Annotated in this window: 15 protein-coding genes, 3 tRNA genes and 1 pseudogene; 9 read left to right on the top strand and 10 right to left on the bottom strand. The window is 39.8% G+C overall.

Annotation, left to right across the window (positions count from 1 at the left end):
* Nucleotides 1-82 precede the first annotated feature (82 nt).
* Both carB and carA read right to left on the bottom strand, forming a co-directional pair.
* Nucleotides 83-3,313 (bottom strand): carbamoyl-phosphate synthase large subunit, encoded by a 3,231-nt coding sequence (carB, locus tag C1642_RS09525; RefSeq protein WP_001126293.1) that lies wholly within the window; start codon nt 3,311-3,313, stop codon nt 83-85.
* Nucleotides 3,314-3,327: 14 nt separating this feature from the next.
* Nucleotides 3,328-4,467, bottom strand: coding sequence for a glutamine-hydrolyzing carbamoyl-phosphate synthase small subunit (gene carA, locus C1642_RS09520; RefSeq protein ID WP_000106446.1), 1,140 nt, complete (start codon nt 4,465-4,467; stop codon nt 3,328-3,330).
* A 313-nt stretch (nt 4,468-4,780) separates the two neighbouring features.
* On the opposite strand from carA, the gene C1642_RS09515 reads away from it, so the two are divergent.
* Nucleotides 4,781-5,368: a hypothetical protein gene (locus C1642_RS09515; protein ID WP_001282880.1), complete on the top strand. Its 588-nt coding sequence runs from the start codon at nt 4,781-4,783 to the stop codon at nt 5,366-5,368.
* A gap of 59 nt (nt 5,369-5,427) precedes the next feature.
* Here the strand turns inward: C1642_RS09515 and C1642_RS09510 are convergent, their stop codons facing one another.
* Both C1642_RS09510 and yhbY read right to left on the bottom strand, forming a co-directional pair.
* The gene (locus C1642_RS09510) at nt 5,428-5,964 is read right to left on the bottom strand and encodes a DOMON-like domain-containing protein (protein WP_000179363.1); all 537 of its coding nucleotides are present in this window, start codon (nt 5,962-5,964) and stop codon (nt 5,428-5,430) included.
* A gap of 14 nt (nt 5,965-5,978) precedes the next feature.
* Entirely contained in the window at nt 5,979-6,302 is a 324-nt protein-coding gene (gene yhbY, locus C1642_RS09505; RefSeq protein ID WP_103236246.1) for a ribosome assembly RNA-binding protein YhbY, read from the bottom strand.
* A 199-nt stretch (nt 6,303-6,501) separates the two neighbouring features.
* On the opposite strand from yhbY, the gene rlmE reads away from it, so the two are divergent.
* From rlmE to C1642_RS09485, 4 genes are all read left to right on the top strand, one after another.
* The gene (gene rlmE / locus C1642_RS09500) at nt 6,502-7,152 is read left to right on the top strand and encodes a 23S rRNA (uridine(2552)-2'-O)-methyltransferase RlmE (RefSeq protein WP_000235573.1); all 651 of its coding nucleotides are present in this window, start codon (nt 6,502-6,504) and stop codon (nt 7,150-7,152) included.
* A 134-nt stretch (nt 7,153-7,286) separates the two neighbouring features.
* Nucleotides 7,287-9,182, top strand: coding sequence for an ATP-dependent zinc metalloprotease FtsH (gene ftsH, locus C1642_RS09495; protein WP_001286662.1), 1,896 nt, complete (start codon nt 7,287-7,289; stop codon nt 9,180-9,182).
* Nucleotides 9,183-9,313: 131 nt separating this feature from the next.
* Entirely contained in the window at nt 9,314-10,165 is an 852-nt protein-coding gene (gene folP, locus C1642_RS09490; RefSeq protein ID WP_001176038.1) for a dihydropteroate synthase, read from the top strand.
* 134 nt (nt 10,166-10,299) lie between these two features.
* Complete coding sequence (locus C1642_RS09485; protein ID WP_000461267.1) at nt 10,300-10,614, top strand: DUF5713 family protein; 315 nt, start codon at nt 10,300-10,302, stop codon at nt 10,612-10,614.
* On the opposite strand, the gene C1642_RS09480 is transcribed toward C1642_RS09485, so the two are convergent.
* Nucleotides 10,615-10,980, bottom strand: coding sequence for a hypothetical protein (locus C1642_RS09480; protein ID WP_103236245.1), 366 nt, complete (start codon nt 10,978-10,980; stop codon nt 10,615-10,617).
* A gap of 53 nt (nt 10,981-11,033) precedes the next feature.
* A tRNA-Leu gene (locus C1642_RS09475) sits at nt 11,034-11,119 on the bottom strand.
* 196 nt (nt 11,120-11,315) lie between these two features.
* On the opposite strand from C1642_RS09475, the pseudogene C1642_RS09470 reads away from it, so the two are divergent.
* A pseudogene (locus C1642_RS09470) lies at nt 11,316-13,072 on the top strand (alkaline phosphatase D family protein).
* 102 nt (nt 13,073-13,174) lie between these two features.
* On the opposite strand, the gene C1642_RS09465 reads toward C1642_RS09470, so the two are convergent.
* Both C1642_RS09465 and C1642_RS09460 read right to left on the bottom strand, forming a co-directional pair.
* Nucleotides 13,175-13,260: transfer RNA gene (locus C1642_RS09465), tRNA-Leu, on the bottom strand.
* An 11-nt stretch (nt 13,261-13,271) separates the two neighbouring features.
* Nucleotides 13,272-13,345 (bottom strand) — tRNA-Cys (locus C1642_RS09460).
* Between the two features lie 152 nt (nt 13,346-13,497).
* Between C1642_RS09460 and folD the strand changes: the two genes are divergently transcribed.
* Together folD and C1642_RS09450 are read left to right on the top strand one after the other, a co-directional pair.
* Nucleotides 13,498-14,346: a bifunctional methylenetetrahydrofolate dehydrogenase/methenyltetrahydrofolate cyclohydrolase FolD gene (gene folD / locus C1642_RS09455; protein ID WP_001229846.1), complete on the top strand. Its 849-nt coding sequence runs from the start codon at nt 13,498-13,500 to the stop codon at nt 14,344-14,346.
* 240 nt (nt 14,347-14,586) lie between these two features.
* Nucleotides 14,587-15,255: a class I SAM-dependent methyltransferase gene (locus C1642_RS09450; RefSeq protein ID WP_001278006.1), complete on the top strand. Its 669-nt coding sequence runs from the start codon at nt 14,587-14,589 to the stop codon at nt 15,253-15,255.
* A gap of 22 nt (nt 15,256-15,277) precedes the next feature.
* Here C1642_RS09450 and C1642_RS09445 read toward each other — a convergent pair whose 3' ends face one another.
* Entirely contained in the window at nt 15,278-15,700 is a 423-nt protein-coding gene (locus tag C1642_RS09445) for a hypothetical protein (protein ID WP_001043188.1), read from the bottom strand.
* Nucleotides 15,701-15,816: 116 nt separating this feature from the next.
* Nucleotides 15,817-17,148: an MFS transporter gene (locus C1642_RS09440; protein WP_103236244.1), complete on the bottom strand. Its 1,332-nt coding sequence runs from the start codon at nt 17,146-17,148 to the stop codon at nt 15,817-15,819.
* A 374-nt stretch (nt 17,149-17,522) separates the two neighbouring features.
* Between C1642_RS09440 and glpK the strand changes: the two genes are divergently transcribed.
* The coding region (glpK, locus tag C1642_RS09435; protein ID WP_146035323.1) for a glycerol kinase GlpK at nt 17,523-18,402 on the top strand (880 nt) is incomplete at its 3' end.

The raw sequence follows: 18,402 nt of genomic DNA, 5'->3' as shown, positions 1-18,402 counted from the left end.
GTCCCTCTTAAGTTGAGAAAACACAGTTAAAAAAATGAAAAAATCCCGCCACCGATAAGGTGGCGGGACTTATCGGAAAAAATTAACCTACAGTTAAATCTTGCAAGCGGTATACATCCATTGGCAATTTCACAGCAAAGGCTTGGCAAACCGCTTCTGCGCCATTGATAGTCGTTGTGTAATACACTTTGCCTTGTAGGGCAGCACGACGAATCATTGCAGAGTCATATTGAGCTTGTTTGCCTTCAGTAGTATTGACAATAAGGTGTATTTCACCATTTTTCAAGCGGTCAACAATATGTGGACGGCCTTCAGTTACTTTATTTACAGATTCACATTCTAAGCCTGCTTCTTTAAGTACCTGATATGTTCCACCTGTTGCTACAAGTTTGAAGCCATATTCAACTAATTTCTTAGCAATATCAGCGATGTATTTCTTGTCTGACTCACGAACAGATAAGAAAGCATGCTTTACTTCACCTTCAGTTGGCAAGCCTGGTAAGCGGTCATTTGAGCCTAAAACAGCCTTATAGAATGCTTCACCAAAGGTTTGACCAACACCCATTACTTCACCTGTAGATTTCATCTCAGGACCAAGCATTGGGTCTACGCCAGGGAATTTTGCAAATGGGAATACTGCTTCTTTTACTGCGAAACGATTTGGAATAATTTCTTTAGTAAAACCTTGAGACTCAAGTGATTGACCCGCCATACAACGAGCAGCTACTTTTGCTAAAGATTCACCAATACATTTCGATACGAATGGAACAGTACGTGATGCACGTGGGTTTACTTCCAGAACGTAAATATCGTTGCCTTTCACTGCGAACTGAACGTTCATTAAACCAACTACACCAAGTTCTTTTGCCATCGCAATTGTTTGACGACGCATCTCATCCTGAATCTCTTTAGAAAGAGAGTAAGGAGGGATAGAACATGCAGAGTCACCTGAGTGAATACCTGCTTGTTCGATGTGTTGCATAATACCGCCAATCACGACATCTTTACCGTCAGATACGCAGTCAACATCAACTTCAGTTGCATCATCAAGGAAATGGTCAAGAAGAACAGGTGCTTCATTAGAAGCCTGTACTGCTTCACGAAGATAACGTTTAAGCTCATCTTCGTTATAGACGATTTCCATTGCACGGCCACCTAATACATAAGATGGGCGAACAACTAATGGATAGCCAACTTTCGCAGCTTCAGAGATACCTTCTTCAGCAGATTTTACAATGCTGTTGTTTGGTTGACGAAGCTGTAAACGTTGAATCATTTGTTGGAAACGTTCACGGTCTTCTGCACGGTCAATTGCATCTGGAGATGTACCGATAATTGGAGTACCAGCTTCTTCTAAAGCACGTGCCAATTTCAGTGGAGTCTGACCACCGTATTGTACGATTACGCCTTTAGGCTTCTCTGTACGTACGATTTCAAGAACGTCTTCAAGTGTTACAGGTTCGAAGTATAGACGATCAGATGTGTCATAGTCGGTAGAAACAGTTTCAGGGTTACAGTTTACCATGATTGTTTCATAACCGTCTTCACGCATTGCTAAAGCAGCGTGTACACAGCAGTAGTCAAATTCGATACCTTGACCAATACGGTTTGGACCACCACCAATAACCATGATCTTGTCACGATTTGATGGGTTAGCTTCACACTCTTCATCGTAAGTGGAGTACATATATGCTGTACCAGATTCAAACTCGGCAGCACATGTATCAACACGTTTGTAAACAGGGTAAACACCCAAGTTCCAACGTTGCTTACGGAATTGCTTTTGAGAAATACCCATGAGGTTCGCAATACGAAGGTCAGATAAACCTTTACGTTTGAACGAACGGATATTTTCAGCAGTGAGATCACCAAAACCTAAAGTTTTTACTTGAGCTTCTGTGTTGACAATATCTTGAATTTGGATCAAGAACCAACGGTCAATTTTAGTTGCTTCAAATACATCATCTAAAGAGAAGCCGTGACGGAATGCATCTGCTACGTACCAAATACGTTCAGGTCCCGGAACTTTAAGCTCTTTTAGAATAGTTTCTTTTACATTTGTTGCACCAGCTTCGATTTTCTCATCGAAACCGCTTACGCCAACTTCAAGACCACGTAATGCTTTTTGTACAGATTCCTGGAAGTTACGACCAATAGCCATGACTTCACCAACAGATTTCATCTGAGTGGTTAATACAGGTTCTGCTTGTGGGAATTTCTCGAAGTTAAAACGAGGAATCTTTGTTACAACGTAATCAATTGATGGTTCAAAGCTTGCAGGAGTTACGCCACCAGTGATGTCATTTTTCAATTCATCAAGGGTGTAACCAACAGCAAGTTTGGCTGCGATTTTTGCAATTGGGAAACCAGTTGCTTTAGACGCAAGCGCAGAAGAACGAGATACACGTGGGTTCATCTCGATCACAACCATACGGCCGTCTTTCGGGTTAATACCGAACTGAACGTTAGAACCACCTGTCTCAACACCAATTTCACGAAGAACTGCAACTGAAGCATTACGCATCAATTGATATTCTTTGTCAGTTAAGGTTTGAGCCGGTGCTACAGTGATTGAGTCACCTGTGTGAACGCCCATTGGGTCGAAGTTTTCGATCGCACATACGATAATACAGTTGTCGTTTTTGTCACGAACAACTTCCATTTCGTATTCTTTCCAGCCAATTAAAGATTCATCGATCAATAATTGGTGAGTAGGAGAGAGGTCGAAACCACGTTCACAAATCTCAAGGAATTCTTCGCGGTTATATGCAATACCACCGCCTGAACCACCCATAGTGAATGACGGACGGATAATTACTGGGAAACCAAAGCGAGATTGAATTTCCAATGCTTCTTCCATTGTTTCAGCAATGGCAGCTTTTGGACATTCCAAGCCGATTTTGCGCATTGCTTCATCAAACAATTTACGGTCTTCAGCTTTTTCAATTGCTTCTTTCGTTGCACCAATAAGTTCTACGCCGTATTTTTCTAATACACCATTTTCATCAAGTGCAAGCGCGCAGTTAAGTGCAGTTTGTCCACCCATAGTAGGGAGTACTGCATCTGGGCGCTCTTTTTCAATGATTTGAGCAACAGTTTGCCAAGTAATTGGCTCAATATAAGTTGCATCAGCCATTGAAGGGTCAGTCATAATGGTTGCTGGGTTAGAGTTAACCAAAATAACACGATAGCCTTCTTCACGAAGTGCTTTACATGCTTGAGCACCAGAATAGTCAAACTCACAAGCTTGACCAATGACAATTGGACCAGCACCAATAATTAAGATGCTTTTAATATCCGTACGTTTAGGCATTATTCGCTCCTTAATTACTGTTTAGATGCTTCAATAAGTTCGATGAAATGATCGAACAAAGGTGCACAATCATGTGGACCTGGGCTTGCTTCAGGGTGACCTTGGAAGCTGAAAGCTGGTTTGTCTGTACGATGAATCCCTTGTAGAGTGCCATCGAACAATGATTTATGCGTTGCTTTTAAGTTAGCCGGTAATGTTTCTGCATCTACAGCAAAACCATGGTTTTGAGATGTAATCATCACTGTACCATCTTCAAGATTTTGTACAGGGTGGTTCGCACCGTGGTGACCATGATTCATTTTTACAGTTTTTGCACCAGAAGCGAGTGCCAAGATTTGGTGTCCTAAACAGATACCAAATACAGGTAATGTTGTGGTTTCAACAATAGTTTTTACAGCTTCGATAGCGTAATCACAAGCAGCTGGGTCGCCAGGGCCGTTTGAAAGGAATACGCCATCCGGATTAAGTGCTAATACTTTTTCAGCCGGAGTTTCAGCAGGGACAACAGTGAGTTTACAACCGCGGTCTGCAAGCATACGCAAGATGTTGGTTTTGACACCATAATCGTATGCAACCACATGGTATTTTAACTCAGGTTGAGTAAAGCCTTTACCTAATACCCACGAACCTTCAGACCATTCAAAGCCTGTCGGGTCACAGCACTCTTTTGCAAGGTCTAAACCATTTAAACCACCAAAAGCGCGAGCTTTAGCAATAGCTTCTTCTTCAGTAATATTTTCGCCGGCAAGGATGCAACCATTTTGTGCACCTTTATCACGTAAAATACGAGTAAGTTTACGTGTGTCAATATCAGCAATTGCGACAACATTGTGCGCTTGCAAATATTCACTTAATGATTGCTCAGAACGGAAGTTGCTGTGTAATAGTGGAAGGTCACGAATAATTAAACCATTCGCCCATACTTTATGGATACGACCAGATTCAACGTCTTCTTCGTTGCAACCAGTGTTACCAATATGAGGGTAAGTTAATGTCACAATTTGTTGTGCATAACTTGGGTCAGTCAAAATTTCTTGATAGCCTGTCATGGCTGTGTTAAAAACGACTTCTCCAGTCGTACTTCCCGTTGCGCCGATTGACGTTCCTTTAAAGATCGTTCCATCTGCGAGGGCTAAAATGGCGGGGGTGCTCAAACCAAAGCTCCTGAATTTCGGCTGTAAAAAAGCGAGTAGACCTAAAAAAGATAGGCGATGTTCTAAAAAAACATGCCCCTCCTCACTGGTCTGCTCGCTTGTAACTTAACAGCGCATTATACGCATGGAACCTTAAAAAGTCTATTTATTTTCTATTAAAAAATTTAATTCATTGCTTGCTTTTAGCAAAAAAAGTCATCCACTTGTCTGAAATTGATACTTTTAGCAAATTGTCTGACAATCTGGCTGCTGAAATTGTCTAATTCCTCTTATTGTAATGTTAGCTAAAAAATAAACAATACGAGGAAATAGCATGAGCGATAACCAAGTTTCAAAAGACATAGCTGAGAATACTTCATCAGTAGCAGAGACTGTAAAAACAGAAGTAGCTGAAGCTAAAGAGGCCGTAGCCAAAACGACGACTCGAGCTAAAAAAGCGGTTAGCACTAAAGCTACACAGGTAAAAGAAGTTGTAGCTGAAAAAACAGAACAGGTCAAAGAAGTCGCTCACGAAGCGACTTCGCAAGTTAAAGAAGCTATTGCAGAAACACAAGAGCAAGTAAAAGCTGTAATTAATGAGACCGAAGAAAAGATTGAAGCTGAAACACAAGAATTGAATCAGAACATTCACAATCAATTTGCTCAGATTAAACAAGATATTTTACAGCGTCTTGATGTGATTAAAGCTCAGTTCAATACTTCACAAGAAGGGTTGAATGAATTAAAAAATACTTTAAAAGCTGAAATCAATGCATTAATTGAAGATCTAACCAAAGTGACTAAGGAACTTAAAGGTGACATTAGCCAAATTTCTTTAAAACACAAAGACTCTTTAACTGAAAGCTTAAAACGCACTAAAAATAATGCGGTTGAAGCTTGGAACAAAGCAAGAGATCACTAAAGATTTAGCATTAAAAGTTAATAAAAAAAGCGAGAATTAATTTCTCGCTTTTTTGTTTTTTAAAACTCATGCAGCCAATCACGTTTATTGTGAAAATCAGCATGTTTTCCACTATGCTGCATTGCATAGTACTGCATACCATCTTTTGTTTTTAAAACAGCAGTCAAACCTAGATAAAGGTTTGCCCATTTTAAGCGGTGCTGTTGCATAAACTGGCTTAAGTCAAGACTTACATTTAACCCATAGTGGGTACGTTTGAGATGATTCAATTCGATATCGTAAGCAACGAGGGGAGGCATGCTTTCCGGATAGCGATATTCTTCAAACTGGTAAGTCTGCCATGCTTGAGAAGGGGAAAGATTAATTTCCCGGTAGAAATCTTCATCATGCACGCCAATGAAAATTTCAAAACAAGTCTCTTCCCACAAAAAGTCCTGGCGAGGATGAGCGGCGACTTCTTGGGGCCAGATAATTAGTTGGTTTGGATCACGAATCCAAAAACCCACATTTAATGTATATGGGGCTTGCTGTTCAATTGCGCCAACAACAGAAACAGCATGAAAACGATCAAAAGCTGAAAGTTCGTAACTTGCCATAAGTAGTCAATAAGTTAGTTTGCTAAGTGTACGTGACGAACAAGGTTAGATAAATGTTGATTTTGCTTAGCTGCTTTTTTATAGAGTAAAACAATTTTACCAATTTTCTGTACAGCTTCAGCACCAGTTGCTTCTACAATCGCATCAATTACTGCGGCACGAGCTTCACGGTCTTCACCAGCAATTTTTACCTTGATGAGTTCATGATCGTTTAAAGCACGAAGCGTTTCTTCAATAACAGCGTCTGTTAAGCCTTGTCCACCAATCATGACAACCGGATTAAGCACATGACCAATTTGACGTAAACGTTTACGTTCATGAATAGATAAAGCGGCCATTAAAAATACCTGATTTTAAAAACGACTTAGTATAGCAAAAAACTTAAAATCAAATGTACGAAAAACTGTATAAATAATCGATCAACATTATTGGAAAAAAACTGTAAAAGTTATTGAGATTACGTTACATCCGTACTGTAATGAGAGTAATTTTCACGTACAATGAGCAATCAGAAGTTTTTTTGATATTTAGTGAGTTATGGCAACACGCATCACCAACCAAAAATTGTCTAAAAGTAGTCGTGCGTGGATGAGGGAACATCTAGACGATCCTTTTGTAAAAAAAGCACAAAAGGAAGGATATCGTGCACGAGCAGCGTATAAACTTCTTGAAATTCAAGAAAAATATAAGTTGATCAAGCCAGGCATGACAGTGGTGGACTTGGGAGCAGCTCCTGGGAGTTGGTCACAAATCGCTGGGAAACTCGTTGGTAGTAAAGGATTGGTTATTGCTTCCGATATTTTACCTATGGATGCTTTGCCAGATGTCACTTTCTTACAAGGCGACTTCAGAGAAGAAGCTGTATTTGAAAAATTGTTAAATATTTTAAACGGAAGACAAGTAGACATTGTAATTTCTGATATGGCCCCCAATACATCAGGTAATAGGGCTGTTGATCAACCTCGACAGATTTACTTGTGTGAACTTGCTTTAGACTTTGCTCAGAAAGTCTTGGGTCCAAATGGACAGTTTGTTGTTAAAGTGTTCCAAGGCGCAGGATTTGATGAGTTTCGTAAACAAGTCGTTGATAGTTTTGATGTGTTAAAAACAGCAAAACCAGCAGCTTCTCGGGCACGATCTAAAGAAGTTTTTTTGGTTGGACAAGGGCGTAAGAAAGCATTGCAATAAAGTTTACTTGCCAAGCTCCTAAAAATTGTGCATTTTGTATCTTTTAGGTTATCCGCAAGCAAGACAATTGCTGTTTTTAAGACGATCGGCCAAGTTTGGGCATGATCAAATTAGATTGATATGGGAATAAAGCTTTGAGCGATTACTTCAAGAATGCCGTATTGTGGCTAATAATACTTGGTGTTCTGATTTTAATTTTCAGTAATATCAGTGACCGCAATAAGCCAACTGCAATGAAATATTCAGATTTTGTTGCAGCGGTGAATGCTGGCCAAATTAAGCAAGTCACGATTGACGGTTTAAATATTAGTGGTGAAAAAACTAACGGATCTCAGTTTGAAACTGTTCGTCCGCAAGTTGAAGACACTGAACTTATGCCAAGCTTAAACAAGCAAAATGTTGTTGTAGAGGGCACAGCACCACAACGTCAAGGCATTTTGATGCAACTTCTCATTGCTAGTTTCCCTGTACTGTTAATCATTTTGTTATTCATGTTCTTTATGCGTAACATGGGTGGTGGTGCAGGCGGCAAAAATGGTCCGATGAGTTTTGGTAAGTCGAAGGCAAAAATGCTTTCTGAAGACCAAATCAAAGTGACTTTTGCTGACGTTGCCGGTTGTGATGAAGCGAAACAAGAAGTTGTGGAAATTGTAGATTTCTTAAAAGATCCTGCAAAATTCAAACGCTTGGGCGCTACTATTCCACGTGGCGTGCTTATGGTTGGTCCTCCAGGTACTGGTAAAACGTTATTAGCCAAAGCAATTGCTGGTGAAGCAAAAGTTCCATTCTTTAGCATTTCTGGTTCTGACTTTGTTGAGATGTTTGTGGGTGTGGGTGCGTCCCGTGTCCGTGATATGTTTGAACAAGCAAAACGTCATGCGCCATGTATTATCTTTATTGATGAGATTGACGCAGTAGGTCGTCACCGTGGTTCAGGTACAGGTGGTGGTCATGATGAACGTGAGCAAACCTTAAACCAAATGCTCGTAGAGATGGACGGTTTTGAAGGTAATGAAGGCGTAATCGTTATTGCTGCGACTAACCGTGTTGACGTATTAGATAAAGCATTGTTACGTCCAGGCCGCTTCGACCGTCAAGTTATGGTTGGTTTACCTGACATCCGTGGTCGTGAACAAATTCTGAATGTACATTTGAAAAAATTGCCTTCAGTTACTGGTGTAGACGTTAAAGTTTTATCTCGTGGTACGCCTGGTTTCTCTGGTGCTCAGTTGGCAAACCTTGTAAATGAAGCTGCTCTGTTTGCTGCTCGCCGCAATAAGAACACTGTCGATATGCATGACTTTGAAGATGCAAAAGACAAGATCTATATGGGTCCTGAACGTAAATCAATGGTTCTACGTGAAGAAGAGCGTCGTGCAACTGCTTACCATGAAGCTGGACATGCAATTGTTGCTGAGATTTTACCGGGCACTGACCCTGTGCATAAGGTAACAATTATGCCGCGTGGTTGGGCTTTAGGTGTAACTTGGCAGTTACCTGAACAAGATCAGATAAGCCACTATAAAGACAAAATGCTAAATGAAATTGCAATTTTGTTTGGTGGACGTATTGCTGAAGAAGTCTTCATTCAACAGCAATCGACTGGTGCTTCAAATGACTTCGAACGCGCTACAAAAATGGCTCGTGCGATGGTAACGAAGTACGGTATGTCTGACAAAATGGGTGTAATGGTTTACGAAGATGAAAACCAAAATGGTTTCTTCGGTAACGTAGGTAGCCGTACAATTTCTGAGGCAACTCAACAACAAGTTGATCAGGAAGTACGCCGTATTTTAGATGAACAGTATAAAGTTGCTCGTGATATCTTGGAAAATAATAAAGATATCGCACACGCAATGGTTAAAGCGTTGATGGAATGGGAAACTATTGATCGTGACCAAATCCGTGACATCATGGAAGGCCGCGAACCTCAACCACCTAAAGTTTATATTGCTGAAAATCCGGTATCTGCTTTTGAGCCACCAAAAGATGGTCCATCTACTCCACCGCCATTACCAGCGATGAATTAAGTTAAGTAATAAAGAAGCCACAGTCATGTGGCTTCTTTATTTGTCTTAACTTTGGATAAAGCTGAAAAGAAATCGACAGCATGTAAAGCTTACTTGCTAAAATAGCCGCTGATTTTGAACCGGAGCTTTTTATGCAGTTAATATCTTTACCAAAGCAGATTTTACAGTGTGGACAGCTTCAATTAGATTTATCTCAGCCCCATGTTATGGGTATCTTAAATGTCACTCCTGATTCTTTCAGCGATGGTGGCAAACATAACCAATTAGACCAAGCGGTTGACCATGCACTTAGTATGATTGAGCAAGGCGCGACTATTATTGATATTGGGGGGGAGTCTACCCGTCCTGGTGCTTCAGAAGTTGTAGTAGAAGAAGAAGTGCGTCGTGTGGTACCTGTGGTCGAGGCTTTATCTCACCATAACGTTATTTTGTCGATCGACACAAGTCAGCCAGAAGTTATTCGCGCAGCAAAAGCAGCAGGGGCACATATCTGGAATGATGTCCGTGCCTTAACACGTCCCAATGCTTTAAAAACTGCCGTAGAATTAGATATACCTGTAGTAATTATGCATATGCGCGGTGAACCAACGACAATGAATCAGTTGGATCAGTACACTGATGTAACACTCGATGTGATGCAAGAGTTGCAACAGCGTATTGATGAGGCTTTGGCTGCTGGGGTAAAAAAGCACAATATTATTGTTGATCCTGGATTTGGCTTTGCGAAAAATGCCCAGCAAAATTTAAAACTATTAAAAGAATTTTGGAAACTTAATGAACTTGGTTATCCAATTTTATCCGGGCTTTCTCGTAAACGTTTCATAGGTGAAGCTTTACAAGGCGCTCCTGCAGATCAACGTGCTGTGGGAAGTGTAACTGGGCATTTACTTAGTATTCAGCAGGGAGCATCCATTGTAAGAGCGCATGATGTAAAGGAAATGCATGAAGCAATTTTAGTTTGGAAAGCGATGCAGCAAGTCTGAATAATGACGTTATAAAATTGGACTTGCTCAGTGCTCATTAAAATAGAGTGGATGAGTGAGTCGGGTAAATATCTCGTGATTTTTACGAAAATATGTTATAAGCGGCAAGTTTTTGCTGTTGTGTAAACTTTTGTATGTTTGAAGACTTACTTCTCCCAATGTTTGATGATGAATATTATCCAGATATTTTGGTCGCTGAACTCAAGCAGCTTATTGAGCAATTTGCTAAAAAAGTTCAAAAACCTGCTTTAGCTGAGCAAGATATCTATCGATATGCTCATCAGACTGTAAATGAAATTAATGAAATGAAGCCACAGTTCGAAGATCTAGACTCATCGCTTGATGATAGTGCTGCTGATTATATTGCTGAGGCAATGATGATGGTGGTACAAGATGCAGGATATTTAGATCTGGAAATGGAAGAGTTGGTGATGAATCGAGAGTGGTGATTACTCTCGATTTTCAAAATTTTTGAGAGCTTCTAATAAATGACATGTCTCGTCTAAATGAACTTCGTCTATTTTCTCAATTTTTAAAATTAAATTTCCATTCTGCTGTTCATTTACTTCTGCCAATACGCTGACCCAATAGTTTTTTTGTTGCTGCTGTAGCTCTTTAAATTGAGTAAATATCTCTTGAGGGGCTTCAATTAGATAGTCATCTTGAGTAACAGAGCAGCGTACAAAGTGCCAATCATTATTTTTGAACAAGATTGTACCGTTAAATATATCTTCGGCATTTGCAAAGGGTATAAAAAAGAGTAGAGCGGATATAAATATTAATATTCTGATCATAGCATTATTTTCATCAGGCATAAAAAAACCAGCTTACGCTGGATTCTTTATGGCACCAAATTCATAGTTGAAAATGGTGCCCGGGGCCGGACTCGAACCGGCACGCTTTGAGGGCGGGGGATTTTAAATCCCCTGTGTCTACCTATTTCACCACCCGGGCATGTGCGCAATAATAGAGGACAAGTGCGCGATTGGCAAGAGAAAAACAGAGAGTTTGCTTTATTTTCAATCAGTTCTTATCAGTATTTATATAAATTAACCAATTTATGTCATGATTTGTTCATCAAACTGAGATCAGTTGTTCATCTTCTCTACTTAAGTTTAAGACACTCATTGCTTAAAACTTAGGTAATTTTATGTCAGAGAAAATTTCACGCCGAGAATTAATTCAAAAAAGTCTACTCGGTTTTGGGGCTTTATCTATACCTGTTGCTTTTACAGGTTGTAATGATGGCTCAGATGATGAAAGCCCAGAAATACAAGCAGATTTTCTTCATGGTGTGGCAAGCGGGGACCCACTACAAGATAAAGTTATTTTGTGGACACGAGTAACACCGACAGACTCTGGGGTGCGCTTAAAAGTTGTATGGGAAATTTCAACCGATAATCAGTTTAAACAAAATTTAAAGACGGGAATGGTTGAAACAAGCAAGACTGATGACTTTACAGTGAAAGTTGATGCAGCTGGGTTACAAGCAGATACGGTGTACTACTACCGTTTTAAATTTGGTAATAAAGTTTCACCAGTTGGGCAGACGAAAACATTACCAACATCCACCAATAAAGTGAGCTTTGCAGTATGTTCTTGTTCTAACTATCCTGCGGGTTACTTTTATGTTTATCGTGAAATGGCAAAACAGAATGTTGATGTCATTATTCACTTGGGTGACTATATTTATGAATATGGGGCAGATGGCTATGCGACAGAAGATGCAATCAAGCTAGGCCGTAATTTACCTGCCGATAATAATAAAGAAATTATTAAATTAGATGATTACCGCAAACGTTATGCGCTTTATCGTCAAGATAAAGATTTACAAGCAGCTCATCAGCGCCATCCTTTTATTGTGATTTGGGATGACCATGAGTTGGCAAATGATGCTTGGCGTGAGGGGGCGGAAAACCATCAAAGTAATGAAGGGGCCTTTTCGGACCGTAAATTAGCTGCCCTACAAGCCTATTTTGAATGGATGCCAATTCGTCCAGTTTCTAGTACAGATCATTTAAATATTTATCGCCAGTTTAATTTTGGCTCTCTTGTTCAGTTAACCATGCTAGATACGCGTATTATTGCGCGTGATAAGCAGCTTGCATATGCAGACTACATGACGACTACAGGTTTGGATATTGCAAAGTTTCAGGGAGTAATCCGGTGCGTACTTTGATGGGGTATACACAAAGAGATTGGTTGGTTGATAAATTAAAGCAATCTACAGCAACATGGAATGTAGTAGGGCAGCAAGTTTTAATGAGTAAAATGTGGATTCCAGCTGAGTTGTTGGCGTCTTTAGGGCAAATTACTTCAGGAGGAACTTCGCCTGATGCGCTTGCTAAGATGAATGCACAAATTACCGAGTTGGTCGCTTTAAAACTTCGTTTACAACAAAATGATCCGACATTAACAGCCCAAGAAAAAGCAAGAATTATGACGGTTGCGCCATATAATCTCGATGCTTGGGATGGTTACTATGCTGAGCGAGAGTTTGTGTACGATAAATTGGCAGAGTTTAATAAAAAGATCATTGTGTTAGCCGGGGATACACATAATGCATGGGCATCTTATTTATATAGCCAGAAAGGGAAATATGTTGGAGTTGAATTAGCGACCAGTTCTGTATCGTCTCCAGGTTTGGAAAAATATTTAAGTATTCCACTGGCTCAGCTTCAACAGTTTGAATTTGCATTTACTACATTAATTGATGAATTGGTTTATTGTAATTTAAATCAACGAGGATATTTGTTGGTTACTCTAGATCAGGTGCAAGTTCATTCTGAGTGGAGATTTGTAGATTCAATTAAAAATACCGAATATCAGATAGATTCAAGCCGACAAAACGATATTGTATTGGATCTAAATTTGATGCCGTTAAAACAAGGTCAAAAGACTGCTTGAAATTATAGAAAATTAGAGGGTTGCTGAGGTGACCCTTTTTTTAGGCATAAAAAAACCAGCTTACGCTGGATTCTTTATGACACCATATTCAGTACTTGAAGATGGTGCCCGGGGCCGGACTCGAACCGGCACGCTTTGAGGGCGGGGGATTTTAAATCCCCTGTGTCTACCTATTTCACCACCCGGGCTTTACCAAATTTGGAGGCGGAGGTCGGAATCGAACCGGCGTCCACGGAGTTGCAGTCCGCTGCATGACCACTCTGCCACCCCGCCTGCATTTGGTGATGCACATATTAGCAACCTTTACAAAAAAAACAATACTGTTTTGAGCGAAGATGCACATAAAAACAACATCTAGAATAAAATTGTCGAAATTATCATGTATTATTGGCACATTAAATTCATGTCTACCTTGGAGATGTGCTGTGGCATTGGTTTTAGACGGTCGTGCATTAGCAAAGCAAATTGAAGAAAATTTGTTGGTACGTGTTGAAGCTTTAAAAGCGAAAACAGGTCGTACCCCAATTTTAGCGACTATTTTGGTTGGGGATGATGGTGCTTCTGCAACTTATGTACGTATGAAAGGGAATGCCTGCCGCCGAGTAGGTATGGATTCATTAAAAATCGAATTACCACAAGAAACCACAACAGAACAATTATTAGCTGAAATTGAAAAGCTTAATGCCAATCCAGATGTTCACGGTATTCTTTTACAGCATCCAGTTCCTGCACAAATTGATGAGCGCGCATGTTTTGATGCGATCTCTTTAGCAAAAGATGTAGATGGCGTAACTTGCCTTGGTTTTGGCCGTATGGCAATGGGTGAAGCTGCATATGGTTCAGCGACTCCTGCTGGCATTATGACGATTCTTAAAGAAAACAATATCGAAATTGCTGGCAAACACGCGGTTGTAGTTGGTCGTTCAGCAATTTTAGGTAAACCAATGGCAATGATGTTGTTGCAAGCAAATGCGACAGTAACGATTTGTCATTCACGTACACAAAACTTACCTGAGCTTGTGAAACAAGCTGACATTATTGTTGGTGCTGTAGGTAAAGCTGAACTTATTCAAAAAGATTGGATTAAACAAGGTGCAGTTGTTGTAGACGCTGGTTTCCATCCACGTGATGGCGGCGGTGTAGGCGATATTCAATTACAAGGTATTGAAGAAATTGCTTCTGCTTATACACCAGTACCAGGTGGTGTTGGTCCAATGACCATTACAACTTTGATTCGTCAAACTGTAGAAGCTGCTGAAAAAGCTTTAGGTTAATTTAATTTATTCACGGCGGCGTCCTACCGTTTAACGCAAATGTTAGGAGCTCATATGTTACTTTTCTTTCGGGATGAGTAGCGAATGCTACGCAAGACCAAAACGTTTGCACTAATTAAAGCAGTGGAATTGAACTAACGTATTTTTAGTAACTAGCCACTATCATGCTTTAAGCTACTGTTTTAGTCTTGCTCGTTATGCAGATGATCAAATAGTAATTATAAATTGTTGAGCTTATTTATGAGCTGCACCTTTCAACTGTCCAAAGCCCCTGAACATTTACTTCAAGCCTTACATGAAGTCATTCCTCATTGTGAATTAATGGCACAACAGTTGCCAGAAACTCCAATTTCTTTATGGTTGATTCCACCTGTTTTTCCAACTGATCGATTGGATGACGAAGTTATTCGCCGTATCTGGAATGACACGCCGTATTGGATTTTCTGTTGGGCATCAGGCTTGGCGATGGCTCAGTGGATACTTGCAGAGCCGCACCATGTTAAAGATAAAGTAGTGTTAGATTTCGGAGCAGGTTCTGGTGTAGTGGCAATTGCTGCAAAAATGGCAGGAGCAAAACGCGTAATCTGCTGTGATATTGATCAGGTTAGTTTAAATGCTTGTCGTGAAAATGCTTTACTTAATGATGTAGAACTCGAATATTTGGATGATTTATATAAGGCTGAACAAGTCGATATTTTACTTGCTGCCGATGTGTTATATGACCAATGTAATCGCTTTTTCTTAGACGAATTTTTAAAATTTGCACCAGAAGTATGGGTAGCAGATAGCCGTGTTAAAAACTTTAGTCATCCAAAATATGAAAAAATTGAAGAAAGAAGTGCAACAACTTGGCCAGATCTGGATGAAGCGAAAGAATTTAGAAATGTAAGTTTTTATAAGACGCTGTAAGAGAACAGCGTCTTTTTTTATGTTATGAACAAGTATAACGAACGACTTTTAATGTACTTGGACGTGCTTCAAGTGCTTGGCGTGTCGCATAATCTTCACCATTATTTAAGCTAGGTGTATTTGATAAGCCAAAAGAAGCGCGGGTTTCACCTAGTTGAATTCCGTAATGCTCATCTTTAGCTGGATTAGGAATTTCATTGATGCTTAAAATTGATAATTTATAAACTTTCTGAGCACCTAACACATTTTGACAAGCGCGTTGCAATTTACGCTCATCAAGTTGCTGGTTACTACGACCAGCTAAAGTGTAAGCTAAAGTCGCTGAAGTTTTTGTTTGGTTTTCAATCTGGTAGCCAGTTGAACCATTATATTGTCGAGGCGTAGTCTGACATGCAGTTAAAATGAACATACTACTTAATGCCAAACATAGAATACTTTTATTCATCAGTATCGTCCTTATTTTCTTATATGAAGTATCTCATAAAATAGAAACGTTGTTGGAGCTTATTCACTAAGTTAGAGCTAACATTCACTTATGATATTAGCTCTAATTGAAGGATTTTAATGTTCTTTAATTTTTGAATGATGCTTGGTGTCTTTCATGAAGATATAAATCAGCAATGAAATGAAAATCATGATACTGACGTAAATAAAGAACCAAGATTCGTGCCCGGCTTCTTTAAAACTTAATGCAAAAAACTCGGCTGTACCACCAAATAAAGTATTCGCAATTGCATAAGGTAATGCGACACCTAAAGCTCGAATATGTGCAGGGAAAAGTTCAGCCTTCACTACAGCATTAATTGATGTGTAGCCGGTTACCATAACCAGTCCACCTAAACATAGCCAGAAAGCAGTCCAGTAGTTATGCGTGTTTGCAAGTGTATCAAACAAAATATAAGTGAATAAAACACCTGTGACTCCGAAGGCGATCATAAGCGGTTTACGGCCAATCCGATCTGATAAGGCACCTGCCAATGGCTGTAAGCACATAAAGATAAATAAGGCTAAAGTGGTAATTTGAGTAGCCTCAGGCTTGGTAAAACCAGAAGTATTCACTAAATATTTCTGTAAATAGGTGGTGTAAGTATAAAAAGCTAAAGTACCACCAGCAGTTAGGAATAATACAGTGAAGGCCTCTTTAGGATAATGTTTAAATAAAGCAAACATTCCTGATTTCGGCTGATCTGTTTCTGCTTGAGCGTTTTTAAAGGATTGAGTTTCCAATAAGCCACGACGAATACGGAACACTACAATAGCTAAAAGGGCTCCGATGAAAAACGGAACACGCCATCCCCAGTCATGCAGTTGTTCTTCGGTGAGTATCATTTGCAAGATGAGTAGTACGCATAAAGCTGTAAGCTGTCCTGCAATTAAAGTGACATATTGGAAGCTTGAGAAAAAACCACGACGATCTTTTTCTGCCATTTCACTTAAATACGTTGCACTTGCGCCATATTCACCGCCTACACTTAAGCCTTGAATTAAACGTGCAATAACCAAAAGCAATGGAGCAAATACGCCAATACTTTCGTAGGAAGGTGTAACTGCAATCAGTAGCGAACCGATACACATTAAAGTAACGGAAAGCGTAAGGCCCGCTTTACGTCCTTTACGGTCAGAATAGATCCCCATAATCCATGCGCCAATGGGACGCATAAGGAAACCCACTGCAAAAATAGCTGCAGCTTGAAGAAGTTGAGCGGTTTGACTTCCTTTTGGGAAAAATGCATGAGCAAAATAGAGCGTAAATGCGGCATATACATACCAGTCGTACCATTCGACAAGGTTACCGGCAGAACCGCCCAAAATTGATTTTAGACGGGTTTTTGTATCTAAATTAGAGTGTGGAGTTGTTGCGGTAGAATGTTGATCAACCATGATTCGCTCCATGTTTCGCTTGGGTTGAATGCTAAAAAAGAGAAGATTTATTCCGTTTTTACATATTATCTACAGGAGTATTTCACTTTATTTTTTTTATGTCTGTAAAACAATGTTTATTATTTAAGCAAAGGAATAAGTTGAATATTTATGTGATTTCAAATTAGCCGATCAGCATATTTTTATCTTCTAATTTCAATATTTTTCTTATTACTTTTTTCCATGCAGTAAAAAATTGATAAAGAATGGGTAATGTTTGGACGAAGAAAGCCTATGCCACTTAAAAATAATGATATATTCCAAAGAAAATTTTAAATAAATACAGTTAGGCATGATGTTTTTGCATTGTGGGCTAGATGTGTGTGGAAAATGAAAGGGACATTCAGATGTCAAATTGCCCGAAAAAATATATTGTTGCTTTTGATCAGGGAACAACAAGCTCAAGAGCAATTGTTTTAGATCATGATGCGAACGTTGTCAGTATTGCTCAAAGAGAATTTACCCAGATTTACCCTCAGCCAGGTTGGGTTGAGCATGATCCTATGGAAATTTGGGCAACTCAAAGTGCTGTATGGGTCGAAGCATTGGCTCAAGCTGGCATCAAGAGTGAGCAAGTTGCGGCAATTGGAATTACAAACCAGCGGGAAACCACCATTGTCTGGGACAAAAAAACAGGAAGACCTATTTACAATGCGATTGTTTGGCAAAGCCGACAAACAACCGAAATATGCAATCAATTGTATAAAGCAGGTTGGCAAGAATATATCCGTAAGACCACCGGTTTAGTCATTGATCCATATTTCTCGGCCACAAAAATTAAATGGATTTTGGATCACGTTGAAGGCAGCCGTGAGCGTGCTGAGCGGGGAGAGTTATTATTCGGTACGGTGGACACTTGGCTCATTTGGAAACTAACTAATGGGGCCGTCCATGTCACTGATTTTACCAATGCATCTCGAACCATGCTGTTTGATATCGAAAAGCTTGAGTGGGATGAAAAGCTTTTACAAGCTTTAGACATTCCTAGAGCAATGTTGCCGGAGGTTCGTAGTTCATCTGAGGTTTATGGATATACACATACCATTAGTGGACAAGAAGTAGGGATCCCAATTGCCGGAATCGCGGGTGATCAGCAGGCTGCGCTTTTTGGTCAAATGTGTGTTGAGTCGGGACAGGCTAAAAATACCTACGGTACCGGCTGTTTTCTACTCATGAATACGGGTAAAAAGATTGTCCGTTCAGAGCATGGATTACTCACAACTATTG

Source organism: Acinetobacter sp. AKBS16 (genome assembly GCF_002899995.1).
Lineage (GTDB): Bacteria > Pseudomonadota > Gammaproteobacteria > Pseudomonadales > Moraxellaceae > Acinetobacter > Acinetobacter baumannii.
This window is presented reverse-complemented; position numbering and strand designations above follow the sequence as displayed.